This window comes from Colwellia sp. BRX9-1 (genome assembly GCF_014077195.1).
Lineage (GTDB): Bacteria > Pseudomonadota > Gammaproteobacteria > Enterobacterales > Alteromonadaceae > Colwellia_A.
In genome coordinates this window covers 103,863-128,844 of record NZ_JACGVM010000006.1, presented here as the reverse complement: position 1 = coordinate 128,844, position 24,982 = coordinate 103,863, and the positions used below count along the sequence as shown (strand labels likewise).

Genomic DNA, 24,982 nt, shown 5'->3' with positions numbered 1-24,982 from the left:
CTTTTGCGCTGAGTCATAGTAAATAATCATTTTTAAAATTAAACGAGGCACTTATGGAATTAACAATTACCGATCTGAAAATTGAACTTTCGTCAGAAAACTTGTCGCACATCCGAGATAAAGCACGTCACATGTTTAATAAATTTTATGATCGTGTTCAAGTAATAAAAGTGACCATTGATGATATTAACGGCCCCAAAGGTGGTAAAGATAAGCACTGTAGAGTAGTTATTTACAGTAAAGGTATGCCTGATATTGTTGTTACTGATAATCAAAGCTCTGTAATGTCAGCGGTGAATATTGCCCTATCAAGAGCAAGAGCAAGTTTTTTAAAAAAGGTAAAGCGCCAGCAAAAAAATTATCCGACTTGGTCTCCTAAAAGTGATATTGAACTCTCTAAAAGGGTCGAACTAGAGCGTATTGAATTAATGGTTAACTAACAATGCTATCCGCTGTGTTCACCCCTTTCCAATAAAATAACGAGTAAATAACGCAACTTATTTACTCGTTTATTTAATAACTGGGTTAGTGAACACCATAACGCTAGAAACTTAAATGATAATAATTATATTGGCGCATGGGGCATTCAATAAACACATTATGTAAAAGGAGATAATCATGTTCGCAATATACACGCCAAATGGACGAAGCTTTTCAGGCCCACTGGAAGAGCTCTATCATGTTCAAAAAACACAATTGACGGAGCAATCACGAAGTTTTCAGGAACTCGATGAGCTTTCACCTTTGCTAAAAAAAGGTTATTCGCCGCCCCCAAAAGCCATTGATGCTTATAAAGATGCTATCAGTAAAACTGAGACAAAAGAGTTGATATGTCACGCTTATCAAATTATGACTTACCCCGTTGCCGTAATATCAGCCAGTGATACTTTAACGACGGTTATTAAGATATTTACCGAGCGGGCATATCAAGAATTTCCAATTGTAAATAGCCAGCAACAACTTATGGGGAGCTTATCTAGACAACAACTTTACGAATATCTTTTAAAGCATGGCACTGATGTTGATAAAAGTGCAAAATCAAAAAGCGTCGCTGATTTATTTCTCAATGAGCATTCTAAAATTTATACCGCAGAACCAGTTACAGACATCCGACGTATTGCGGTCCTGCAAGTAAAAAATCGTTTGCACATAATTCCTATTTTAGAAAACAATGGCAAAGTAGTGGGCATTATTTCACGTACCGATATTATAAAAGCAGTAGCTATCGACCCTCCGTTATCATTGTGGTGTTAACGAAGAGAGGATAAAAGAATGCTTTAAAAAGATGGCCGTTTGCCGTTAACGTAATAATAGCCGGGTAATTGTCGAGCTGTTAAATTAACTTCCCAGTATTTTCAGCGGTAATGACAACGCACTGTTGCCTGTTTGACCAACAAACCAAATAATGCCACTTAGCCCGCCTAATGTAATGACGTACCATAATACTGAGACAACTTGAGCATAACGGTTTAAGGGTAATAGGTCACTCAAATGTCGACGTTTATATTCAAAGAAAATTTCTATACTACCAATAGCAAGTAAAAAGCCTAATAGCGCTAAACCAAAGTGATAACTAATATAAACACCTAATGCAGCACCTAATACACAAGCAACTAAACCAACACGGGTATTAATTGAAAAGGCAATACTCTTGAGTATGTGTCCACCATCTAAGGGTAATACCGGCAACAAATTAAATAGATTAAGTAAGGCATTAAAAACCGCTAAACCGGCCAGTATTTCTAAATCGGTTAGCCAGTAACCTACCAAGCAAGCAATAGAGAGTATTAGGCCAAAGAAAGGGCCCATTATCGAAATAACAACATCTTGCCAGCGGGTATTAATTTTATCGTCGCTCAATGCTAAGCCTCCGACAAAGGGAATAAGGTAAATACCTTTGGTTTTCAAACCAAAGTATTTCATCGCCTTAATATGTCCATATTCATGAAAGACGAGACAAAGAATAAGTGCTATGGCAAATTCAATAGAAAATAACCAGCTATATGCGGCTAAACTACCCGCAGCAAATAGCACTTTGATGACTTTGGCACTTTTTAACAATTTCAAGCCAAGTCCAGCCATGCCAATGAAACTAAATTTCATCGGCTGCTTGCTAGCTTGGCTAACTTGGCGTTGTTCTATATCTTTTTCAATGAGGGTATCTTCTTGTTGAAGTTTATTATCAACAAAAAGTTGGTATTTAAGCGCAAAAGGCTGCCAATGCAGTGTGCCCTTAAGTTCTATATGTAAATCACCTTGTTCACTTTGTAGAGAGAATTGATGGGTAAAGGTATCGTTGCCATCGACTGCGTCAATTTGTGAGACACACTGGTCGTCCCAAAAAAGTTGTTGCCATCCCGCCATTGAACCTTCTAATCGTAGTGTTTTATTCAAACACGTTACTGCTAATAGTTGCACTTTATAAACTCAGTAAATAGAACCTTGCCCGATTATCACTATATTTGGAGGGGCAGCAAGGTTTATTGCCACTATTATTGATTTATCGGCAAACAGATAAGCGGGTAAAAAGTTTTTTATTCGCATCGCGATAGAAAAAGCCAGCTAAAGCTGGCTTAATAGTAAACAATTGATTAAGTATCAGTAGTTAAAGCAATACTTTACAATAACTTTACTTAGGCATTAACACTGTATCAATGACATGTATGACACCGTTACTTGCTTTAACGTCAGCCATTATCACTTTCGCATTGTTTATCATTACATTACCGCCATCTACTTTCACCATCAACATTTGGCCTTGCACTGTAGTAGCACTGTCTACTTTAACAACATCTGTAGACATCACTTTTCCAGCAACGACGTGATAAGTTAAAATCGATACTAATTTATCTTTGTTTTCTGGTTTTAATAGCATTTCAACCGTGCCTGCAGGTAACTTTGCAAAAGCTTCATCCGTTGGTGCAAATACAGTAAAAGGCCCTTTGCCTTTGAGTGTATCGACAAGTCCACCGGCTTTAACTGCAGCAACAAGAGTATTGAAAGAACCATTTGCAGCAGCTACATCAACAATGTCTTTTTTCATACCATGGTGTTCTGCATGAGAAGTCGGCATAAAAGCTAAGCTGGCAACTACGAGTAAACCTGTTGTAATAAATTTATTGAACATGTTAATTCCTATTTAATGGATAATATTTAGTTTCAGCCAATATTTACGTACTGTTAAACAATTAAGATCAGTTTACTTAACATCTTTATAATAAAAGCGAATGAAATATAACCACATCTACCCTGTCTACTAAAAAACCCATCACTAAGGCTACAAGTATATCGACACCTTATTCTTGAGTAATAGCCTCGTTTCAGCAATGAACTATGGCAAAAAACTATAAAATTTTATTATCGAAGTTCAAGGATAACGTCTAAGTAATCAAGACTAAATTACCTTAATAAATTTGCGAAAATACTTAAATAAATATATTTTATAAGGTGTTTATGAAGGGTTAGATTATTTAAATTAATAAGTGAGATAAATAAATGTCAAAAAAATCAGCTAGTGATATCCCTCAAGAAGCATTTGACTGGTACGACGAATACGCTCATGGCGGTATGGATCGCAGAAGCTTTATGGCAAAATTAGCGACTTTAGTTGCAGTGGGATACTCAATGACAGTGCTCACATCAGCATTGCTTCCAAATTATGCCCTAGCCGAACAAGTTTCTTTTAATGATGATGAAATAAAAGCTACCTATGAAACTTTCGATTCACCCGAAGGTTACGGTAAAGGTGCCGGCTACTTAGTAACACCAACCAACAAAACAGGAACCTTGCCTGTTGTTTTAGTTATTCATGAAAACAGAGGCCTAAACCCCTACGTAAAAGATGTTGCTCGACGTTTAGCTAAAGCCGGGTATCTTGCCTTTGCTCCAGATGCTTTGTTCCCCTTAGGTGGATATCCTGGTAATGATGATGAAGGCAGATCTATGCAAAAGTCGATGGATGCTGAAAAAATACAGCATGACTTTGTTGCAGCAGCAAAATTCATCAAAAAACATCACAGAAGTAATGGAAAGCTTGGTGCTGTTGGCTTTTGTTTTGGTGGTTACATAGTCAATTACTTAGCCGCAGTGGAGTCTGATTTGATTATTGCTGGCGTACCTTTTTATGGCACACCAGCCAAAAAAGAATTACGTAAAAATATTAAGGCTTCGTTACTGATTCAATTGGCTGAACTCGATGAAAGGGTTAATAACTCTTGGCCTGACTATGAAAGTGACTTAAAAATTGTTCAAGCCCCCTATCAAATGCAGATCTATAAAAATGCCAAACATGGCTTTCATAATGACTCAACCAGCCGTTATGATAAAGAAAATGCCGAGCTTGCCTGGCATCGCACCCTAGCCTTTTTTACTGAGAAGCTGGTATAAAAATCATCTAAAAACACTTTATTAACGAGTTAAGCGAGCAAAGTCATCAATAAAGTAGACTTGTACTCGCTTAGCTATATTTAGCGTTTAAACTCTGATGTTTTACTCCATTGTGGCCACACATTTTCTTTGGAAAGCTGATAACCAATGTCAAAAAATGCTTGCATATCTTCTTCGGCGCCAGAAAGATCCCATGTATCATTATATTCATCACAAAGGTTGTGATAACACTTACCAAGACTTTCCTTTAATTGAGTTCGCAACACTTTAGTCGCTTCATCAACGGCAGTTTCTCCCGTTTTAGCATATAACGCCGGAATGCCGATATTTGCAAAGGCAAAGTGATCAGAGCGGTAATAGATACCCGCAGCAGGACGAGGATCCCCGGCTATAGTGCGGTTTTGCTTCTTCGCTGCATCACTAAGAAAGTTATCAAGTTCTGACTGCCCTAATCCATAGACAGAGACATCGCTACTGCGACCATTCACCCCTAAAGCATCCATATTAATATTTGCAACTGTCTTAGCCGCTGGAATAATAGGATTAGCCGCATAAAACTTAGAACCTAACAACCCTTGTTCTTCTGCAGTTACTGCCATGATGGTAATGGAACGCGCTGGTGCAACAGGCAATTTAGCAAAGGCTTCAGCGACTTCAATAAGTGCCCCAGTACCCGATGCATTATCGACAGCGCCATTATAAATTTGGTCGCCAATTAAGCTGGTATCTTTGCCTAAATGATCCCAATGTGCGGTATATAAAATATGCTCATCAGGCTTAACGCTTCCAGGTAAGGTGGCGATAAAGTTATAAGACACTGATTCTTTCACGGTGTTATTTACGGTAACAGAAGCTGTTAAGTCGCCCATATCAAGATGATAACTTCCCTTGGCAGCCGCAACTTTAGCCTGTTCGAAGTTGACACCGGCTTTAGTAAATAACTCTTTGGCAACCTCGCTATTTATCCATCCTTCAACCGCAACACGGTCTTTATTTTTGTCTTCACGCACAAAGCCAAATTGAGGACCAGACCACGAGTGTTCTACTACCGACCAATCGTATGATGCCGGAGCGGTTTCATGAATGATGATCGCACCTTCAGCACCTTGTCGGCTAGCTTCTTCATATTTATAGGTCCAGCGCCCGTAATAGGTCATCGCATTACCGTTGAAAAGTTTAGCGTCTTGAGTTGCAAAACCCGGATCATTAACTAAAATCACAACGGTTTTACCTTTAACATCCAAATCTTGGTAATCATTCCAGTTGTATTCTGGCGCATTAATACCGTAACCAACAAAGACTAATTCTGAGTCTTTAAGTTGTTCAAGGTTACTTATGCGAGCAGAGCCCATTACCATATCCGTTCCGTATTGATAGTCTTTATCACCAATTGACAATGTCATGTCTGGTGATGCCTCAATTGACACCATAGGTACAGCTTGCAGGAAACTATTACCATTGCCTGGCTTAAAACCTATTGCCGTTAATTGTTTAGTTAAGTAATCAAGCGTAAGCGCTTCACCTTTACTTGACGGTGCGCGCCCTTCAAACTCATCTGAAGCAAGTACTTTGATATGCTCAATAAGTTGTTCTTTGTTAATGCTTTGATAACTCGCCGCAACATCTACTTCGGTATTTTTTGAAACATTACTTTCTTTGCCACAGCCACTTACCAGCGCTAAAGTAAATAAGGTTAAAGCTATTTTATTTTTCATTTTTTATACTTTTATTAAGAATGACACTTGGATTATAAACGAGTATTGGCGGCGTTTGATAGACTTAGTTGAAAAGTTATAGTCAGCAAAGAGTTAACTAGTTAATAAAGTATTAAGTCCGTAAATAAACTCATAATATAAGCAAGGTCATCATATGAATAATCTTAAAATCATCACCTTGTGTGCAAGCGTATAAAGTTTGAGACGACCAATCACTAAATGAGATTGGCTTCTAATGATCATTTTTGCCACTTTTGAGACATTAGCACTAATGCGATAAAACTGAATTCGGATTAGTATTAATAACACTCCATTAATAGCCAATTGCTATTTGTCATGCTTAGATGTCTTTTTATTTTTTTATCAGAAAATAATAATGAGAAGTCGCCGTAATAGCCCAAATTTAAAATCAATTTAACTATTATTTAAACAAAACCTAACGCATAAATTAACCGGTAGTTGTGTTTCACTGAAGAGTATCCGTAACATGATAGAAACAATGCATTAAAAAGTATATGAAGGCTAATGTCAGGAAGGTACAAAGCCGAACTAATATTGAAACTAAAAAGCAGTCTATAGAAGACTGCTTATAGCCCAAACTCTCAGCTTACAATTTTTATGCAACGCTATGTAAATTCAAAGGTAGTTTGACACTAAACTTATTACAGATTTAAATCTACAGAGCCTTTTTTCGTTGATATTTCCAAATTACGCAAGTTAAAAATAGTTTTCACACAGCCTGAGCCAAAAGCTGACATTAACTTTTGAGTTACTAACGGCTGTTCACAGACTATTGCAGCCGTTAGCTAAATGCGATTTATTACCTCACAAATGGCGGTAATGTAAACTCGATTTCTTTGTCTTCTACTGGCTTGTCACTCAAGAATATTTTAATCGTTTCAGTTACTTTGGGTGATACCATAAACAAGTTATGACCTGCATTATTTACCGTTACTTTTGTTAAGTTACTCAAACCTGCTGTAGCTTCATATTGCGACTGTACATATGTTCTTCCGTCTAGTGTGCCTGTTAATAATAACGTCGGTACGTCACTTTTTGGCTTAGTGCGGAAATCATCACCTAAGTCTAAATTTGGAATAACTTTGTTTAAATGCGGCATTGGGAAATTCAGCATTTTACCTACTAATGAAGCGGGAGCTTGTTGCTCAATTAAGTTTAATCGTTCGTCTGTGACGCCTGATGCGACATCCATACCAAACGACATGATGTCGAAGCTGATTTTAGAGTCCATAAAACCAGCACGTTCGATAACGCTAGGTAACATTGCAGTTATTCCACTATCAATACCTGAGTATATTTGCAACAGCATAGACACATAGCGGTGCGGATCTGAAATCATTGCAGACGCTATTCCTTGCATGTGACTTTTTTGAAATAAGAACTCAATTGGCTCACCGTCTTTTTGCGGCATTGTTACTGTAATAGGGTTAGCTTCTAATTTTCTGTTTACACGTTTTACTAAGCCAATAACATCAGGATATTCTGCTTTGGCTTTAGGCTGTTGATTAATAGCTTGCTGCAAACGCTTAAAATACGCTTCAGTTCTGGCTGGTAGTTTTACGGTTTGGTTTAGTCCTTCCGCACTGGCAAGTACCATTTTGTCTATGTGATTTTCCATCACCTTTAGACTGGCAAGTGCTAGATGAGTACCATAAGAAATGCCCCATAAAGTAAGTTTGTCAGCCTGTAGGTGTTTCCTTAAATCATTTAAGTCGTGGGCACTTTGCACTGTAGTATAACCAAGTACATCAGCGCCTTTTTTGTTCCAAAACTCAACACACTCTGTTGCCGCAGCACGATAAATCTTGGTCACTTGTGATTCAGATAAACGTTCATTCAATGGTAAAGATTTTTTCGATTCACACTTAGGGACAATCTGCGACTTGCCTGTTCCACGCTGATCTAAAGCGATTACATCGCCAAACTCTCTTAACGCCATAAATAGTGGGAATCGAAAATTTGGGTACTGCGCAGTAGAAATACCTGAGCCTCCAGGTCCTCCCGACAAATAAACTATAGGTGACCCTTTTTTATTGCCAGTGGCAGGAAAACGTACATAGGTCAGTGGAATGGTACGGCTATTTTTATCGTTACGGTTTTCCAATACCTGAATAGAACCTTCGTAAGCCATCACTGACTGCTCACCACTTTTGAATTGAATTTCTTTCTCATTGCCAAACGTCTTGGCCGCAAAACTGTAAAATGACATTAATGTGACTGTTAATAACAACAAACCAACGGTTAAATTTTTAATATTCATAATTTCTTCCTTCGAGTTCTAATGTCGTCACTATTGCTTAAGTAACAAATAGATGCATCCATAACTCGTTGAAAGGCATGTTTTATTCCGTTTATTCCGTTAAGTGGTATAAACTAATCGGTAAATGGTCGAGCAAAACGACTGAATTTTTAATATAATATTTAACATGACAATACGTATTTTTCTACTTCAACTCTGTACCATCCTGTGCTTGTATTCTGGGTTTGGTTTTTCACAATCATTAGTGACTATTAATCTAGACTCAGTCATTATCTGCCCGATTACCTCTTCCTCTAATGTGATACCCAGTTTTAGTGAACGAGAATGTAAAACAACAAACGCTTGGAAAATAGATCCTCAAAACACAGCTTTATGGGTAAAAACAACCGTCAATGTTCCTGAATATATGCTGAAAGACAAAAATCCTCACAGTGTTTATATTTCAGGTAAGGCGGCGAGTAAGGTCTATTTTAATGGTCAATATTTAGGAAGTAACGGCTCACCTAATGTTATTCCTAACCTAGAACAGGTAGGTAAAATAGATGCAATGTTTTATGTACCCGCTAATTTAATAAAACCTAAAATCAACGAAATTATTATAAAAATGTCATCACATCACGGATTTTTAACCTTAAGCAACCCGCTGAATTTTATCGGTTTTGGCATCTACTCCGACCCTACTTACTTTATTCACCGGAATTTAGGTGTATCAATAGTGCCGCTAGGTGCACTCCTGTTAGGCGCTATTTACTTTTTGGTGGCTAGTTTCAGCCCCAGAAATCGCCCAAACAATTTGTTATTTTTATTGATGACCTCGTTTGCGTCATTACAGCTATTTGCCGAAATATCCCGTTCATTATTTTCTTATCCGTATCCATTTCAGGATGTCAGACTGTTGCTCATTGTTTCGCTCTCGCTTCTATTTGGCTTGTGTTTTTTGACTTTTATTATTTTAAAATTAGAAAAGAACAAGCCGTATTTGTGGATTTTTGCAGGTGGCAGTTTTAGTTTATTAACTGTGTTGTTAACCCCTGGTTTTGACCCTAAAACCGCTTTGGCGATATTTGTCCCAAGTGCGATTAGTGCCACACTTTTAACGACTCAAGCTGTAAAGACCAAATCAAAAGAGTGGGCAATTTATGCTGCTGTGTTTGTTTTGTTTTCAGTCACAATTGTATTAACGTTAACTACCTTTCACGATGTGCTGTTTTATTACATCATTACAGGGGTGCTAATATTACTATTTGTTCTTCAAGCGCAAAAGCTCAACCAAGAACAAAAAGACAAGGAAGCAGAACAAGCCTTAGTCGCAAAACTGCAATTCAAACTAGAACAAAACCAACAACAAACTGAGCCAAGTACAATCAAAATTAACAGCGCAGGGAAAATAGAGATCATCGCCAGCAACCAAGTGGTGTTTTGCAAAGCTGCGGGTGATTACGTAGAAATAAATCTAAAAGACCACCAACAGCGCTTGTTTACAGGCAGTTTAAAAGAGTTAGAGTCTAGCCTTCCTAAAACATTTTTAAGGGTGCATCGTTCATATTTAGTGAATGTGGAATTTATTAACAGTTTGAATACCAAAAGCTCACAACAGTCTGAAACATCGGGTGCAGGCTTCCTGCGACTGCACGACGCAGTGGAAGTCCCCGTAAGTCGAAGAATTATGCCTACGGTGCGAAACTACATAAAACAAAGTTGAGTTTAGAATACTTGCAACCTATATGCCTCTCACTTGATAGACAGGGGCAGGTAAACTTTAAGCCATGATTACATTTATTGTAGATCGAATGTCGAAAATCTAATCTTAGACTAAACACATTTTGGGACAAAAATAAGTATCAGCGAATGACCGCTATGTCGGAACACTTGTCGCTAGATGAGCCAAAGCTAACGTATATATTCGTATCTTTGTTAACATTAAGCTAGTGATCATTAGAGACTTCTTCAACTAGCCATAAGCCGACATTAGCTTTTGTGCATCCTAGATCATATTTAGCAATAATATTAGCCAAGATTTCCTGCTCACTTGTGGGGATGGTTTAAGCCCAAAACTGCTGTTGGACTTTCATTTCTAAACACTAACTTTTACCTTATTTCTTACATCCCACAAATTATTTCGGTATTTCAAAATCACTTTGGAAACAAAGCAGAAAGACACAGTGTTCGAATTTAGGCTCCCACTGTTAATCTATATACGGGCATAAAATAAGGGCGAGCCATTACTTTATTGAGTTCACAATGAAATTTAATTGACTTAAAATCGTCCAGTTTCAGTTGACCATGATACTAAAAATTATAACTAAGTTTTAGTATCGTCTGGCGTCCTCGTGCAGGAAATGCTTGTACGTTTTCATCTACTCCTAAAGATGTATGTGATGATGTGGCATAGCTCTCATCAAGTAAATTTGAAATAGTTAACGATAGACTTACTTCTTTTGATAGTTGATTTTTTATATGGCTATTTAACAGCCACAACGAACCTTCGTCTAATACTTTTACCTTAGAGCGCCAATTACCATTGAGATTGAACGACCAAGATTGGTATTGGTAATAAGCACTGAAATTCAACAAACTATCTGGAGAAAGATCTTCCGACTTGGGTAGTCCTGATGATTGTTCCAAGTGTGTTTTGTTTTTTGATAAATGAGTAGCAGAAGACACTAATCTAAAGCTATCTATTGGTTGCCAAATCAATTCTAATTCAATACCTTCAACATCATTTTTAGCAATATTATCTAACGCATGGACCCCATTTTCATTGGCTTTATAACCTATAATATTCGTTTGTCTGTTAGAAAATAACGTTGCCGTAAACTGTGATTGTGTATATGAATGTAGATAAACAATTTCGGTGGTGCTAATTTCACTGGCTTCTAAATCTTGGCTACCTTGAGTGAGACCACTCTCTTCATCGTACATATCGCCAAGCGATGGGGCTCTATAAGCTTGACCATGAAGAAACTTAATCGTTTGTTTTTCATTTAAATGATGCACCAAGGCAAACCTAGGCATAAGTGCACTGTTAATATCGTTGTAACCATCATATCTAAGGCCCGCTGTCATTTGCAGAGCCGACGTTACTTGCCACTGCGTTTGCAAATAGGCACTGGAAATTTCTCGTTTTTTATCTAAAACTGTTCTTTGTTCGTCTTGATCAAACGTAATCACTTCAGGTAGTTGAGAAGAATCGCCATATATATCGAAATTACTTCTTAAATAAGCGTCAGGAACCTGACTTTGAGAGTAAGACAAGCCAGTATTTATTTTAAAATCTTCGTTTAATTGATATTTACCATTTAAAGCAAAATCTATCGCATGATATTTAAAGTCGGTTCCAAAGAGAAAGTCCACCTGCTCAAAGGGCACTTCTCCCTTGGGTACCAATGCACCCAGTTCTCGTCTTTTTGCTTGCTGGTAACTAGTACTAATATCCCAACTCATTGTCTCAGAATTATATATTCGCTGATCTATACCGGCGATAAAATGTTGTAACTCAAGGATGTTTACCCCATCTCGTAAACGTCTAAAAAGATAATAATCGGATCTTTTTGTATCCAAAAGTTGAGCAAATAATTTTGTATCTTTATGAGTAAGATAAGCACGAAGTTGAGTAGATTCTCTAGGATCACGTGTAGTTGTTTGAATTTCATTACGGTCGAAAACATCATTATAGTGATAACCATCATCCTTGAACAAAGACAAACTTGCTCCTAACTGCCAATCTCCTAATGTGTGTGATGTGTTTATTAATAATTTTTGAGCACCAAAGTCTCCCAATCCCACAGAGATTTTATTTTGGGGCTTAGTTAAAATATTAATAACACCACTAAATGCATTCGAACCATATATTGAAGAACCAGGACCTCTAATGATTTCAACCCTTTCAACATCAGCTAGGTCCATAAATTGAATAAAGAAATTAATGCCACCCGTATAATCATCATTCACTCTATGGCCATTGAGTAAAATAAGTAGTGTATTGGCGTATGTTTGTGCGTGACCACGCATGACGATATGTGATTGGTTTCCTTCGACCGGATTAACCATACTATAAAAACCGGGCACTTGACTGATAAGTTCAGTCCAAGAAGTAATACCCATTTTATCAATATCATTACGGGTAAAAATAGTAACCGAAGAAGGACTGTTTTTGATTGTTTCATCATTTTTTGATGCGATTGAAACCTTCAAATTAAGTAAATCAGTTAATGACAAGTCAAATAAATCTATCGACTCTTCGCCAAAACATAAAAATGGAATAAATAAAAGGGTAAATAAGAAATATTTGATTAGATTCATACAAACTTTAGATTATTCCACAAATGTCTGAATTATAGTTTAAATATTAAGAATAGGTAATTATTTAAATGTAGTTACATAGTTAATTCAGCCACCTAATTAACTGAACCTGTGGCATATTTTTTGTAACTGTCCACTTTATATAAGGTCGGCTTGTCGGATCTCCTGTCTTTAGCATGTAAACTCTAATGACGGCTTTGGTGGCTTTGAAGTTGTTGATTATTAAGATGACGGTAGCTCAACGTCTAATGAACACTCTAAACAGCTTAAATATCTATTGATGCTACGTGCGCTAACGTATCTTTGTTAACATTGAGCTAGTGATTATTAGAGACTTTTTCAGCTAGCCAATTACAGACATTATTTTTTTGTTGAATCATGGTCATATTCATGACAATTCTAACAAAATTTACTGCTTATTTGTGGAGCTGGTTTGAACTACATTGCTGTCTTTGAATATTCGTATCGGAAGGGGAACCATATACCATATTACTGATATTACTGATATTACTGATATTATATTGTCTAATTTAGTATGTTGTATATATTCACTTCGCTCATAAAAGTCGGCACGTTCATAGTCAAAATCACTTAGCCTTTACAAACTGACATATTGCTTGGGAAGTGATTTTTTTAGTAGTGAATCGCAAGGTGAAGGAGGGAATAAATATCCCTCCGGTTTTACTTCATGACCAGTTATAATTTTGGTTTTATTACATTAGTATTTTACTCTGTGAATATGCTTATTTGGATTCAATCTCTTTAATCACAGTAACAGCGTGTTTATTGTCAGGTTCTAACTCTAATGACTTTTTATAGCTTTTTAATGCTTGTGCTTTTTGATCGTTGACGAGATAAGCTTCACCTAGACTGTCATAAGCATTGCCTGATTCAGGATGTTCAATGGTATTAAGTTTCATAATTTCAATCGCTTCAACAACTTTATTTATTTCTAGTAGTTGATAACCCATATTGTTTAGGTGATGTTCTGCAAATTCATATTCATTAGATTTAGATTCTTTTAAATCATGATAAAGCCGAATAGCTGAGTCGATACCTTTTTCTTTTATAGTTTTGTATAAAACACTAACAATCGATTTTTTGGGCTCGTCAAAAGCTTCACCATACAGAATTCTAATGATGGCATCAGTCATCTCATTAAGGGCAGCTCCGCCAGTATTATTAAGTTGTACAATCATATGTTGATCCTGAGGTAATCGAGTGATCAGTGTTTGAAATCCATTGATACCACCACTATGGGCTATTGATTTAATTTTATGGTTTGGTTCAGTTAATTCAATATCTTTTACTCCCCAACCGTACGAATAGTTTTTTAAATATGGAGTGAACATTATTACTTTGTTTTTATTATTCAGAAGTTTTTCGGTATAAAGAGCTTGATCCCATAAATATAAATCTTCAACAGTCGAGTAAACTGAACCTGCGGCGTAAGGTAATGACATGTCTAAATAATTAGCATTTGTGTATCCGTCTAATGAATTAGTATATCCACTTGCTCTATTCTTAATTAGTGGTTTTGCGTTATCGAAACCAGAATTTTTCATACCTAACGGAGTAAATATTTTTTCTTGTAAAACATCCTGATAAGTTTTTCCAGTGACTTTTTCAATAATATTACCCAGTAAGAAATAACCTGAATTGTTGTATCTAAAAGTAGAGCCTGGTTCAAATTCTAACTCCCCGCTACAATATTTTTTAGTAAAATCATCAACACTGTATGGGTCTCGACTAATATCACTGAAGAAGTCTGGTAAACTGGTGTAACTGGGAATGCCTGAAGTATGTGTTAATAAATGATGAACTGTAACTTTATCACCCGTATCTTTTCGGTAATCGGGAATATATGCTGTTATTTTTGCGTCTAGCTTTATCTTATTGTCTTGCACAAGTTGCATAATCAACATGGAAGTGAATTGTTTGGTTAATGAAGCTATTCTGAACTTAGTATCAGGTGAATTAGGAATATTCCATTCCATGTTGGCCAAGCCATAGCTCTTTTTAAAGATAACTTTTCCACTCTGTGACACTAACACCGAGCCAGTAAATTTTCCGTAATCATTATATTTTTGTACTAAATTTTCGATTTGAGATTTTTTTTCGTTTGCAAATACATTATTTGCAGAGACTAAAAGTGTTAGTGTTAAAAATAAAAACACCCGAAAAGTGAATTTTGATTGTGGCTTTATCATGTTCATCCTTATTGATTAGATATAGACATTATCCTAGTTACTTTATATAAAAAATGAAAGTTGATTTAAGGAGAACAATTAAAAAATACATCTAACATTTTGATGTGTGTTAATTTATTGTGTTGAATTTCTTCTGTTTTTATTGGGTGCGTTAACTTTTGAAATAAGAAGATATTAAAAACCAAGAGCCAATTTAATCACTCACACCTCCAGCTAACTTACTCAATAGAAAAGAATTGTTGAAAAGTTAGCTTTGTAAGTCCAACTTGTAATAACTGCGCTCAAGGCAACTACGGAAGTTAAAATTTATTACTAGTCACTTCTATACTAAACAGAGTGAACGTTACAAATTGAACATAGAACGACTGCTATGCTGGCTTAGTGGTCTTTCAGGGTAAAGGTAAACCTGCGCCTTCTAAGCACAGCAAACAGATGGAAAAATATATTGATGGTAATGTCAACAATCGTATCTTTGTTAACATTAAACTAGTGATCATTAGAGACTTCTTCAACTAGCCAAAAGCTGATGTTGGCTTTTGAGTTACTATCTGTCGTTCATAGCCTATAGCTGCAATTATCGAGACTAAGAGCTAAGTGAATTTGCGTCCAAAGCTGAATACTTCCTAGGACTAAATTACTTACGCATACCCAAAAGGAAAATTACTTTTAGAGATTTGATGCGCTTTTTATTTTATTCAGCTCCTTATTTACTTTACTAATATTTATCGTTCCCTTTCTAAATGCTATATACACAGGGAGTGCATAATTCTTAATAACATCAACATCCACTTTAAAATTAGGATGTTGATTTTGTAATAAATATTCACCTACAATTTGGCTGGTAATAACTACATCTACTCTTTTTGCCACTAACATTTGAAATAAAATGTCATTTGATGGTAATTTATGTATTGCTGCATTTTCCAGCTTATGCACGCTGGGGATATCTAAATGTAAATTTATACCTCGATGCACGCCAACTGTTTTATTAGATAAATCTAAATTAATATTATGATCGCCTTTAGCAGCGAATAAGGCAATTTTTGTCACATGTGTTGGTATGCTTGTGTAGTCTAAATACTTTTCTCTATCTGGAAACTTTCCTAGTGAGAAAAAACAGTCATAATTATTTCGTGAGATTTCGACCTTTAATCTAGCCCAAGGTAAATTGACTATTTCGATGTCGATTTCGAGCCTCTTGAATAGTGTCTGAATGAGATCTATATCGGAGCCAGTAAATACCTTTTTGGATTTATCAAAAGTAGTATAAGGTGGGTAATGGGTTGTAGCACAAATATATTTTTGAGTGCTATTAGCATCAGTAGCGGCTATTAAAAGACATAGTAAAATCAAATTTGATATAGAATTTTTTAGTGACATAAGCTAATAAAGACACATAAATAAATTATAGTCATATTATATAATTAAAATTTGGATTGAAAGTGAAGTTTCAAAGCTTATTAATCTAACGTAATTGTTACTATCACTTAATGAACGGCAACCCTTCTTTTTTTAAAATATAGTTGACCTACTCATGTCAATGTCTTCTTTATCGGATCACTTGTCACTCGATAAGCTAAGGCTAAGGTCTTCTTTCGTATCTTTGTGAACATTTAGGCAGTTACTTCTTCAACTAGCCAATAGCTGACATTAAGCTTTTGCACATTAAGGAGCATTTTTAGGCTAATATTAGCCTAGATTTACTATTAACTTGTGGGGCTGGTTGAACTCACAGCTCATTGCTGCCGTTGATATTTAGGCAGTGAACGTTAATAATTTACCGGAATAATAACTAGAACAACTCTTTGATCTATTACACTTTGTACCTTGATTTCACGCCATGGTCATTTAGATTGCATAAGAAGTTACTTATTAATGCCAATGTCAACATTTATTCTGAACGTTGGGTAATCTAGTCTGGACTGGACTAATACTTGTTAACAATAAAAGTGTGTTTTTTACAGCATGTTAACGAAGTTGGCTATCTTTACTTCCGCGTCGGTTATAAAGGTTATGACGGGTTTGGCTTTCTTCAAATATACTTTGGCACTTAATACATAAGTTTATACCAGCGATTGCACGACGTCGTGCTTCAGGGATTTTAACGTCACATTCTTCACAATATAATAAGCTGTCGCCCATGGGTAATTGATTACGAACCTGTGCTACCGCGTCTTCCACGCTAGAATCGATTTGTTCTTGAACTGCTCCATCCTTAGACCATCCGCCCGCCATAAATTTCTCCTTTATTAATAAAATGTGTTATATAAAAACTTTTGATAAATCCCCCTAAATATGGAGCCAAATCTATGATGATAAAAATAGGTTTATACTGCTTCTGAATGCAAAAAAACACCGACTAATCGGTGTTTTATATTTTGATTAAGAGGTCGCGTTAATTTACGCTTCTTTAAAGCAGTAGACGGCTAGCTTGTTGCCATCAGGGTCGCGAGTATACGCCGCGTATGCATTTGGTGCCCAATCTCGTGTACCAGGAGCGCCTTCATCAGGGCTACCAGCAGCTATTGCAGCGGCATGGAAAGCGTCAATCGCTGCGCGGTTCGGTGCTTCAAAGCTAACAGTAACGCCGTTACCAACACTAGCTGGTTGGCCATTTGCTGGTTTTAAAACAAAGAAAGATGGTGCATCTACGCCCCAAATAGTGCCATTTTCATCTAAATCAGCGATGCGCTTAAGGCCAATTGTATTTAAAACGTTATCGTAGAAAGTGCGTGATTGAGTTAAGTCGTTAGTACCAACAGTTACATGAGTAAATATGCTCATTTATATCTCCATAGAGTAAAGTTAATTATTTGCTTATCGATGTGTAGCTAAATTGCTACGACTCGTTTCGATGGAGGTATAATATACCTTTCTAAATAAATGATAATACCTAGTTATGTAAATAACCTTTACCTGATGGTAACAATGACACTTGATTAGAAAACAAATAAAGAAGGGGGAGTTTGTATGCAGTGGCGGATATGCACTACATACATTGATGCGCTATATAAAATCTGGGTATACAGTTGAGAAAAGAATGAGATTAAAGTAACTGCTCAGCTAAATAGTCAACGAGTAATCTAATTTTAGGTGATAAATGGCGATTTTGAGGATAAACCGCCCATATACCTTCATCAGGCGCACGATAACTGTCTAACAAGGTAACCAGTTCGCCACGTTGAATATGATGTTGAACATAGTAATCAGGTAACTGCACTATCCCTAAACCTTTGAGTGCTGCATCGGTTAAGCTATAACCATTGTTGTATCGTAACCTCCCCGTTACTCGGATACTTTTTTCTCTGCCTGACTCTCTAAAATGCCAGTGATCATTTGTTCCCAATAAACAACTGTGCTTATTAAGCTCTGATATAGAGTGTGGTATCCCCTGTTTTTCTAGATAGCTTGGCGAGGCACAAACATAGTTTGTTCGCTTACCTAATTTTTTTGCCATCATTGTCGAATCACTTAATTTACCCAGACGAATAGCTAAGTCATACCCTTCATCAACGATGTCAATTTGACGATTGCTTAAATAAGCAGACACTTCTACATCGTTATATTGCTTCATGAAATTATTCACAAGGGGCAATACCTGTTTCTCACCATAGGTGACGGGAGCAGTTAGTTTAATTTTCCCTTGAGGTTTAGATTGCAAGTTTGTAATAGCACGTTCTGCTGCATCTAATCCATCGAGTACGCTACGACAGTGTTGATAAAAAACACGTCCCTCTTCGGTTAAGGATACTTTGCGTGTTGTGCGATAAAATAATTTGATATTAAGGCGCTTTTCTAGCGCACTTATCTGGCGACTCACTTGCGCTGTTGATATCGCCATTTTTTTTGAAGCGAGCGTAAAGCTCTCATTTTCCGCAACATAAACAAATTCGCTGATACCATCCCATTGCATGATTGTTACCCCTGTGTACAAGTGAATTACTAAAACAGCATATTATCATTTTTTATAAGATAGTTATAATAGCTTCCATCAACAAAGCGCAACCTATTAAAAAAATAAAGTTTTGAGCTAGGTTATGTCTATATTTATAAGGGTGAATACATGAGCTGGTTATTTCTTTTATTAGGCGTTATCGCTGAAACATTATCTCACGTTGCGTTAAAAGAAACAGAAGGATTTACCCGCCCGATACCAAGTGCTTTGGTGTTAATAGGGCACCTTGCGGCTTTTATGTTTTTGTCGCAAGCAATGAAAGGCATGCCGGTTGGTATTGTTCATGCTTTATGGGCTGGATTAGCGATTGTAAGTGTAACGTTATTATCAACTATCGTTTATCGCCAACACTTAGATTTAACGACCTGGGCAGGTATGGCACTTGTTGCCACAGGGGTTGTATTAATTAATTTATCTCAAGGGCATGCACACTAAGTGACATGCTAGAGTAAAAACATTCAATAATAGGCTTAATGCTAATTATTACAAAAACTGAAAGTGAGTAACTCAAAGGTTATTTACATGATTATTATTTAAACCAATATTTAAACAAAAGTGAGAATTCAAATGACTGACAAATTTATCAAATCAAAAGCAGCGATCGCTTGGGGCCCAAACCAACCGTTATCTATTGAAGAAGTTGATGTAATGCTACCGCGCAAAGGTGAAGTATTAGTTAAAGTTATTGCTTCTGGCGTATGTCACACCGATGCATTTACTTTATCTGGAGATGATCCTGAAGGTATTTTCCCAGTGATCTTAGGTCACGAAGGTGGTGGTATTGTTGAACAAATAGGTGAAGGCGTAACGAGTGTAAAAGTTGGCGACCATGTTATTCCTTTATACACACCAGAGTGTGGCGAATGTAAATTTTGTTTATCAGGTAAAACTAACCTTTGTCAGAAAATTCGTGAAACACAAGGTAAAGGTTTGATGCCTGATGGCACAACGCGTTTTTATAAAGATGGTCAGCCAATCTTTCATTACATGGGTTGTTCAACCTTCTCTGAATACACAGTGTTACCAGAAATTTCGTTAGCGAAAGTTAATAAAGCTGCGCCATTAGAAGAAGTATGTTTACTAGGTTGTGGTGTTACAACCGGTATGGGCGCGGTAATGAATACAGCCAAAGTTGAAGAAGGTGCTACGGTAGCTGTCTTTGGTCTTGGCGGTATTGGTTTATCGGCTGTTATTGGCGCTACTATGGCGAAAGCGAGCCGTATTATTGCTATCGATATCAACGAAAGTAAGTTTGAGTTAGCGAAAAAATTAGGCGCTACCGATTTCATTAATCCAAAAGATTACGACAAACCTATTCAAGACGTGATTGTTGAACTAACCGATGGCGGCGTTGACTACTCGTTTGAGTGTATTGGTAACGTAGACTTAATGCGTTCAGCGTTAGAATGTTGTCATAAAGGTTGGGGCGAATCAGTGGTTATTGGTGTTGCCGGTGCAGGTAAAGAAATCTCTACCCGTCCGTTCCAACTAGTGACTGGTCGTGTATGGAGAGGCTCTGCGTTTGGTGGTGTTAAAGGCCGTACTGAGTTACCTGATTACGTTGAACGTTATTTAGCCGGTGAATTCAAATTAAGCGACTTTATTACCCATACCATGGGTCTTGAAGATATTAATGAAGCGTTTGAGCTAATGCATAAAGGCGAAAGTATCCGTACTGTAATTCATTTTGATAAGTAATAGTTAGTTTTGCTGCCCCACCACTTTGTAACGGGGCAGCATTTTGAGGTTCAAACATGACAATTGAAAATTTAAGTGCAAGCAAAAATTTTGGTGGCTGGCACAAGCAATATAGCCACCAATCTAAAACGTTAAATTGCCCAATGCGATTTGCTATTTACTTGCCGCCACAAGTCTCCAATGGAGAAAAAGTGCCAGTGCTATATTGGCTTTCGGGTCTTACTTGCACCGATGAAAACTTTATGCAAAAGGCAGGAGCACTGCGCATGGCTGCCGAATTAGGTATTGCCATTGTTGCGCCTGATACTAGTCCGCGTGGTGAATACGTAGCTAATGATGATGGTTATGATTTAGGTCAAGGCGCTGGCTTTTATGTAAACGCAACCCAAGCTCCTTGGAATCGCCATTACCACATGTACGATTACGTGGTGAATGAGTTACCTCAGATAATTGAAGCGACGTTTCCTGTATCTGATAAACGCGCCATTAGCGGTCATTCAATGGGCGGACATGGCGCATTGACTATTGCGATGCTAAACCCGGAACGTTATCGCTCAATGTCAGCCTTTAGCCCCATTTGCAATCCAGTGAATGCCCCTTGGGGGAAAAAGGCTTTTACCGCTTACCTGGGTAAAGACAAAGCAACTTGGCACAATCATGATGCCAGTAACTTAATGCGTCGAGCGACCACGCTTATCCCGGCCAAAGTTGATCAAGGTGGAGCTGATGACTTTCTGAAAGAGCAGTTAAAGCCTGAAACACTAGAAGCGGCAGCAAACGTCAATAATTATCCATTAGAGCTGTCAATTCATGAAGGTTATGATCACAGCTACTATTTTATTTCGAGCTTCATTGAAGAACACTTGCGCTTCCATGCAAAGCACTTAAATAAGTAGTTATCAGACTGTCTTAGATAAAACTGCCGTGTCATGGATGACATCGCAGGAGTTTTTATCCGTTATATTTTTCATCAGTCATATTGAGCTACATCAATCCTCCCTATTTTAAGGAAAACTGTCTTGTCCGATTTATACCAGACTCGTCTTCAACGACTATCAGCCTCAGAAAACTTACCCCTGTTAATTCGTATCCAGCGTGGTATTGAAAAGGAAGGTTTAAGGGTTACGTCGCAGGCAACAGTGGCTCAAACCGGACACCCACAGGCACTCGGCTCACCGTTGACTCATGGCAGCATCACCACAGATTATTCTGAAGCCTTGCTGGAATTCATTACGCCAGTGTCTCAACAAGTTAATGACAGCATCGATTACCTGACTGATTTGCATAAATTTACCTTGAGCCAGCTTGAGGGGGAATACATTTGGCCTGCGAGTATGCCATGCCAACTGGCAGGGGATGAAAGCATTCCTATTGCTGAGTATGGCAGCTCTAATATTGCTCAGATGAAAAATGTATATCGGCAGGGCTTGGGGCATCGTTATGGGCGCACCATGCAATCTATTGCTGGTATACACTATAATTTTTCTATGCCGGATGACTTTTGGCCTTACTATCAGCATCTTTGGGGCGATAAAGGTGATATTCAGACATTTAAATCACAACGTTATTTTGGTCTTATCCGTAACTTTCGCCGCCACTCTTGGTTATTAATTTATTTATTTGGCGCTTCTCCAGCACTAGACAGTAGCTTTATCGGCGATAATAAATCCGACAAATTAAGCAAGCTAGGTAAACATACCCTAGGATTACCTTTTGCCACCTCCTTGAGAATGAGTGACCTTGGATATCAAAGTAAGGCGCAGAGCGAACTAAATATCAGCTATAGCAATCTAGAAAGTTATATTGAAGGTATGGAACAGGCAATGAACCGCCATTATCCAGAATATGAAAATATAGGTGTTAAAGTTGACGACGCGTATCGCCAACTCAATGCAAACATTCTGCAAATCGAAAATGAATATTACAGTGAAGTACGCCCCAAACGTATAACTCTGCCGGGAGAAAAACCCGTGGCAGCACTGAGCAAAAGAGGCGTTGAATATATTGAAGTTCGTATTCTTGATACCAACCCCTTGTTACCTGTTGGTATTGATGAACAGCAGATCCGTTTTCTTGATACTTTTTTACTGTATTGCCTGTTATCAGATAGCCCTGAATTATCTACAGTGGAGCAGGAAGACATTAAATTTAATCAACAACAAGTTATTCTACAAGGGCGTAAACCATCATTGTCGTTGAAGAAAAACGGCGAGCTTACTGGTTTTGATATCAGCGCTAATAGGCTATTGGTTGAGATGACAGCTATTGCAAAATTACTCGATAATGCACATGGGAATGAGTCATACAGTAAAGCGCTCACTGTCCAAGTTAATAAGGTGGAAAATAGCGAATTAACACCGTCAGCTATCCTCATGCAAGCTATCGAAAAAGGTAATGAGTTTACTGATTCAATGTTATCTCAAGCTAAAGAACATCATGCTCACTTCACCAATAGTGGCTTATCGGCTAAAAAGGTTGCTCATTTACAACTTGCCGCGAAAAAATCATTAAGGCTGCAAAAGCAGCTGGAAGCGAGTGATGAAAGTTCATTTGATGTCTTTCTACAGAGTCACAATGCGTCATAAAATTATTTATAGAGGGCTGACTTGTATCGGCAAACTATACTCAACCTAACTAATTCGGAAACATCGACTTCGAGGCAATAATGATTGTTAGAAATAAACCCAATGCATTCCAGCTGTTTTTTATTATACGCGGCTCTGTTGTACCACTTATTTTTCCACAAATAGCTTTTATGACTATTCTAGGAGCAATGGTAGCGGCGACTCAATATTATTATCCAGCAGTATTTCCAAATTTTACCTTGGCTCCGTTAGCGCTCTTGGGCATAGCATTGTCATTGTTCCTTGGTTTTAGAAACAATGCCTGTTATGACCGTTGGTGGGAAGCACGCAAGCAATGGGGACAACTCATCGTTGATTCTCGTAGCTTATCCCGTCAGGTGACTTCATATATCGATGGGGAAGCTAAAGGCGGAGTAGAAGTACAAAAACGCATGATACATTTAACTATCGCTTTTAATCATGCCTTACGACATCAACTTCGACAATCAGATCCTTGGCATGATATAGAAAAATATCTTGAACCAGAGGATATTGAACCGCTACGTCAGTCGAAAAATTTACCTGATGCTTTGCTACGTTTGATGGGGAAAAAACTAGGAACCTGCGGCCATAAAAAATTACTCTCAGACTTTTTAATGCAAAGTCTCGATGATCATATTACCTCAATGGCCTCAGTTCAGGCAGCATGTGAGCGTATTCAGAACACACCACTGCCGTTTGCTTATATGCTGCTAGTTCAGCGTACCGCTTATCTTTATTGTTTAATATTACCTTTTGGTATTGTTGCTTCACAGGGGTTAGTTACGCCGTTATTTTGCGCAATAGTGGCTTATACGTTTTTTGGTTTAGATGCCTTAAGTGAAGAGTTAGAAGATCCATTTGGCCTTTCTGCTAACGATTTAGCGTTAAGCGCAATGTCTCGTACTATTGAAATTAACCTATTAGAAACTTTGGGTGAAACCGATTTACCCACTCCTATTCAACCCGTAAAACACCGACTTGAATGATCTATATGAAAAAGCTATTGAAGGATTTAAAAAATGAAAGAAACATTTAATGTATTTAGATTTATTAGTTGGATAGCGATTATCTGTTCGCTATTGGGATCTGTTTTATTGTTTATCGTTGGGGCAATGAAGACTTATTCGGCCTATACGACGGTGTTGTTTGGGCAAGTGGCCAATGAAAGCTTGACCCACCTTGATACATCGGAAGTAGCAACGACTTATTTAATTAAATCGTTAGACACATTCCTCATTGCGCTTGTCTTGTTTATCTTCGCTCATGGTGTATTTACCTTATTTATTTGTGATAAGAAAGTTACAAATAAAACCTCTGTTCTCAGGTGGATAAGCACACCAAATATTGGTCGTTTAAAGAACATTCTGGGTGAGGTTATTGTTATCATCTTGTTTGTTAAGTTTCTTGAAATCATTTTGATTAACTTAAATAGCCTCACATGGGAGATATTAATACTCCCTGTTTCTATTCTCTTACTTGCTTTGAGTTTAAAGTTTTTAGGATTAGGTCGTGAAGAGAGAAAAATTGAAAATAACAGTGATTAAGTAATACTCAGTGAATCTTATCGATAAAATAGTACCCTATGAGAATGTATAAGGTGACTTGTACGTTCTCATAGCAGTTTGTTAATTGTGATCTTGTGATAGTTATACCTCTTTGAAATATAAATTCACCATCGGATCTATAATCCCCTCATCCCCCCCAGCAAATTAAATTTTCCATTTCATTTAAATATAACTTTGTCCTTATCTTTTTAACCTGCACTAAAACTCAATTACCCATGCGCTTGGTTGTTACAGTTTAGTAATTATGTTTTGCAAATAATGCTA

20 protein-coding genes are annotated in these 24,982 nt (G+C 37.3%); 10 read left to right on the top strand and 10 right to left on the bottom strand.

Features of this window, described 5'->3' with window-relative positions; all coding sequences use genetic code 11:
• The first annotated feature begins 53 nt into the window (after positions 1 to 53).
• A complete protein-coding gene (locus tag H4J76_RS08130; RefSeq protein WP_182203676.1) occupies positions 54 to 440 on the top strand; it encodes a hypothetical protein in 387 nt (128 codons plus the stop codon).
• Between the two features lie 178 nt (positions 441 to 618).
• A complete protein-coding gene (locus H4J76_RS08125; RefSeq protein WP_182222163.1) occupies positions 619 to 1,254 on the top strand; it encodes an HPP family protein in 636 nt (211 codons plus the stop codon).
• A gap of 84 nt (positions 1,255 to 1,338) precedes the next feature.
• Here H4J76_RS08125 and H4J76_RS08120 read toward each other — a convergent pair whose 3' ends face one another.
• On the bottom strand, positions 1,339 to 2,418 hold the full coding sequence (locus tag H4J76_RS08120; RefSeq protein WP_182222164.1) for a site-2 protease family protein: 1,080 nt from the start codon (positions 2,416 to 2,418) through the stop codon (positions 1,339 to 1,341).
• Between the two features lie 211 nt (positions 2,419 to 2,629).
• Positions 2,630 to 3,127 (bottom strand): fasciclin domain-containing protein, encoded by a 498-nt coding sequence (locus H4J76_RS08115; protein ID WP_182214281.1) that lies wholly within the window; start codon positions 3,125 to 3,127, stop codon positions 2,630 to 2,632.
• A gap of 368 nt (positions 3,128 to 3,495) precedes the next feature.
• Here H4J76_RS08115 and H4J76_RS08110 point away from each other — a divergent pair, with 368 nt between their 5' ends.
• Positions 3,496 to 4,386, top strand: coding sequence for a dienelactone hydrolase family protein (locus H4J76_RS08110; protein WP_182222165.1), 891 nt, complete (start codon positions 3,496 to 3,498; stop codon positions 4,384 to 4,386).
• An 80-nt stretch (positions 4,387 to 4,466) separates the two neighbouring features.
• Here the strand turns inward: H4J76_RS08110 and H4J76_RS08105 are convergent, their stop codons facing one another.
• Positions 4,467 to 6,101 (bottom strand): M28 family metallopeptidase, encoded by a 1,635-nt coding sequence (locus tag H4J76_RS08105; RefSeq protein ID WP_182214278.1) that lies wholly within the window; start codon positions 6,099 to 6,101, stop codon positions 4,467 to 4,469.
• An 820-nt stretch (positions 6,102 to 6,921) separates the two neighbouring features.
• Positions 6,922 to 8,382, bottom strand: coding sequence for an alpha/beta fold hydrolase (locus tag H4J76_RS08100; RefSeq protein ID WP_182230391.1), 1,461 nt, complete (start codon positions 8,380 to 8,382; stop codon positions 6,922 to 6,924).
• A 166-nt stretch (positions 8,383 to 8,548) separates the two neighbouring features.
• On the opposite strand from H4J76_RS08100, the gene H4J76_RS08095 reads away from it, so the two are divergent.
• A complete protein-coding gene (locus tag H4J76_RS08095) occupies positions 8,549 to 10,084 on the top strand; it encodes a LytTR family DNA-binding domain-containing protein (protein WP_182230390.1) in 1,536 nt (511 codons plus the stop codon).
• 587 nt (positions 10,085 to 10,671) lie between these two features.
• Here H4J76_RS08095 and H4J76_RS08090 read toward each other — a convergent pair.
• From H4J76_RS08090 to H4J76_RS08065, 6 genes are all read right to left on the bottom strand, one after another.
• The gene (locus H4J76_RS08090) at positions 10,672 to 12,684 is read right to left on the bottom strand and encodes a TonB-dependent siderophore receptor (protein ID WP_182214272.1); all 2,013 of its coding nucleotides are present in this window, start codon (positions 12,682 to 12,684) and stop codon (positions 10,672 to 10,674) included.
• A gap of 743 nt (positions 12,685 to 13,427) precedes the next feature.
• Entirely contained in the window at positions 13,428 to 14,894 is a 1,467-nt protein-coding gene (locus tag H4J76_RS08085; protein WP_182230389.1) for a serine hydrolase, read from the bottom strand.
• Between the two features lie 666 nt (positions 14,895 to 15,560).
• Positions 15,561 to 16,274, bottom strand: coding sequence for an ABC transporter substrate-binding protein (locus H4J76_RS08080; protein WP_182214268.1), 714 nt, complete (start codon positions 16,272 to 16,274; stop codon positions 15,561 to 15,563).
• A gap of 588 nt (positions 16,275 to 16,862) precedes the next feature.
• Positions 16,863 to 17,129 (bottom strand): DksA/TraR family C4-type zinc finger protein, encoded by a 267-nt coding sequence (locus H4J76_RS08075; RefSeq protein ID WP_182214266.1) that lies wholly within the window; start codon positions 17,127 to 17,129, stop codon positions 16,863 to 16,865.
• 165 nt (positions 17,130 to 17,294) lie between these two features.
• Positions 17,295 to 17,678 (bottom strand): VOC family protein, encoded by a 384-nt coding sequence (locus tag H4J76_RS08070; protein WP_182230388.1) that lies wholly within the window; start codon positions 17,676 to 17,678, stop codon positions 17,295 to 17,297.
• Positions 17,679 to 17,940: 262 nt separating this feature from the next.
• A complete protein-coding gene (locus H4J76_RS08065; RefSeq protein ID WP_070374516.1) occupies positions 17,941 to 18,807 on the bottom strand; it encodes a LysR family transcriptional regulator in 867 nt (288 codons plus the stop codon).
• A gap of 150 nt (positions 18,808 to 18,957) precedes the next feature.
• On the opposite strand from H4J76_RS08065, the gene H4J76_RS08060 reads away from it, so the two are divergent.
• From H4J76_RS08060 to H4J76_RS08035, 6 genes are all read left to right on the top strand, one after another.
• Entirely contained in the window at positions 18,958 to 19,284 is a 327-nt protein-coding gene (locus H4J76_RS08060; RefSeq protein WP_070374515.1) for a multidrug efflux SMR transporter, read from the top strand.
• A gap of 132 nt (positions 19,285 to 19,416) precedes the next feature.
• Positions 19,417 to 20,547 (top strand): S-(hydroxymethyl)glutathione dehydrogenase/class III alcohol dehydrogenase, encoded by a 1,131-nt coding sequence (locus tag H4J76_RS08055; RefSeq protein ID WP_220465933.1) that lies wholly within the window; start codon positions 19,417 to 19,419, stop codon positions 20,545 to 20,547.
• A gap of 56 nt (positions 20,548 to 20,603) precedes the next feature.
• Positions 20,604 to 21,443: an S-formylglutathione hydrolase gene (gene fghA / locus H4J76_RS08050; protein ID WP_182214263.1), complete on the top strand. Its 840-nt coding sequence runs from the start codon at positions 20,604 to 20,606 to the stop codon at positions 21,441 to 21,443.
• Positions 21,444 to 21,566: 123 nt separating this feature from the next.
• The gene (gshA, locus tag H4J76_RS08045; RefSeq protein ID WP_182214261.1) at positions 21,567 to 23,132 is read left to right on the top strand and encodes a glutamate--cysteine ligase; all 1,566 of its coding nucleotides are present in this window, start codon (positions 21,567 to 21,569) and stop codon (positions 23,130 to 23,132) included.
• Between the two features lie 80 nt (positions 23,133 to 23,212).
• Positions 23,213 to 24,139 (top strand): bestrophin family protein, encoded by a 927-nt coding sequence (locus H4J76_RS08040; RefSeq protein WP_182214260.1) that lies wholly within the window; start codon positions 23,213 to 23,215, stop codon positions 24,137 to 24,139.
• Positions 24,140 to 24,172: 33 nt separating this feature from the next.
• Complete coding sequence (locus H4J76_RS08035) at positions 24,173 to 24,697, top strand: YqhA family protein (protein WP_182214258.1); 525 nt, start codon at positions 24,173 to 24,175, stop codon at positions 24,695 to 24,697.
• The last annotated feature ends 285 nt before the right edge of the window (positions 24,698 to 24,982 follow it).

What these genes read in the sequence shown, in the direction of transcription:
- H4J76_RS08115 (WP_182214281.1), bottom strand. Translation starts at nt 3,127, where the DNA reads ATGTTCAATAAATTTATTACAACAGGTTTACTCGTAGTTGCCAGCTTA.
- H4J76_RS08125 (WP_182222163.1), top strand. Translation starts at nt 619, where the DNA reads ATGTTCGCAATATACACGCCAAATGGACGAAGCTTTTCAGGCCCACTG.
- H4J76_RS08095 (WP_182230390.1), top strand. Translation starts at nt 8,549, where the DNA reads ATGACAATACGTATTTTTCTACTTCAACTCTGTACCATCCTGTGCTTG.
- H4J76_RS08110 (WP_182222165.1), top strand. Translation starts at nt 3,496, where the DNA reads ATGTCAAAAAAATCAGCTAGTGATATCCCTCAAGAAGCATTTGACTGG.
- H4J76_RS08035 (WP_182214258.1), top strand. Translation starts at nt 24,173, where the DNA reads ATGAAAGAAACATTTAATGTATTTAGATTTATTAGTTGGATAGCGATT.
- H4J76_RS08080 (WP_182214268.1), bottom strand. Translation starts at nt 16,274, where the DNA reads ATGTCACTAAAAAATTCTATATCAAATTTGATTTTACTATGTCTTTTA.
- H4J76_RS08060 (WP_070374515.1), top strand. Translation starts at nt 18,958, where the DNA reads ATGAGCTGGTTATTTCTTTTATTAGGCGTTATCGCTGAAACATTATCT.
- H4J76_RS08040 (WP_182214260.1), top strand. Translation starts at nt 23,213, where the DNA reads ATGATTGTTAGAAATAAACCCAATGCATTCCAGCTGTTTTTTATTATA.
- H4J76_RS08100 (WP_182230391.1), bottom strand. Translation starts at nt 8,382, where the DNA reads ATGAATATTAAAAATTTAACCGTTGGTTTGTTGTTATTAACAGTCACA.
- H4J76_RS08085 (WP_182230389.1), bottom strand. Translation starts at nt 14,894, where the DNA reads ATGATAAAGCCACAATCAAAATTCACTTTTCGGGTGTTTTTATTTTTA.
- H4J76_RS08090 (WP_182214272.1), bottom strand. Translation starts at nt 12,684, where the DNA reads ATGAATCTAATCAAATATTTCTTATTTACCCTTTTATTTATTCCATTT.
- H4J76_RS08055 (WP_220465933.1), top strand. Translation starts at nt 19,417, where the DNA reads ATGACTGACAAATTTATCAAATCAAAAGCAGCGATCGCTTGGGGCCCA.
- fghA (WP_182214263.1), top strand. Translation starts at nt 20,604, where the DNA reads ATGACAATTGAAAATTTAAGTGCAAGCAAAAATTTTGGTGGCTGGCAC.
- H4J76_RS08130 (WP_182203676.1), top strand. Translation starts at nt 54, where the DNA reads ATGGAATTAACAATTACCGATCTGAAAATTGAACTTTCGTCAGAAAAC.
- H4J76_RS08065 (WP_070374516.1), bottom strand. Translation starts at nt 18,807, where the DNA reads ATGCAATGGGATGGTATCAGCGAATTTGTTTATGTTGCGGAAAATGAG.
- H4J76_RS08105 (WP_182214278.1), bottom strand. Translation starts at nt 6,101, where the DNA reads ATGAAAAATAAAATAGCTTTAACCTTATTTACTTTAGCGCTGGTAAGT.
- H4J76_RS08075 (WP_182214266.1), bottom strand. Translation starts at nt 17,129, where the DNA reads ATGGCGGGCGGATGGTCTAAGGATGGAGCAGTTCAAGAACAAATCGAT.
- H4J76_RS08070 (WP_182230388.1), bottom strand. Translation starts at nt 17,678, where the DNA reads ATGAGCATATTTACTCATGTAACTGTTGGTACTAACGACTTAACTCAA.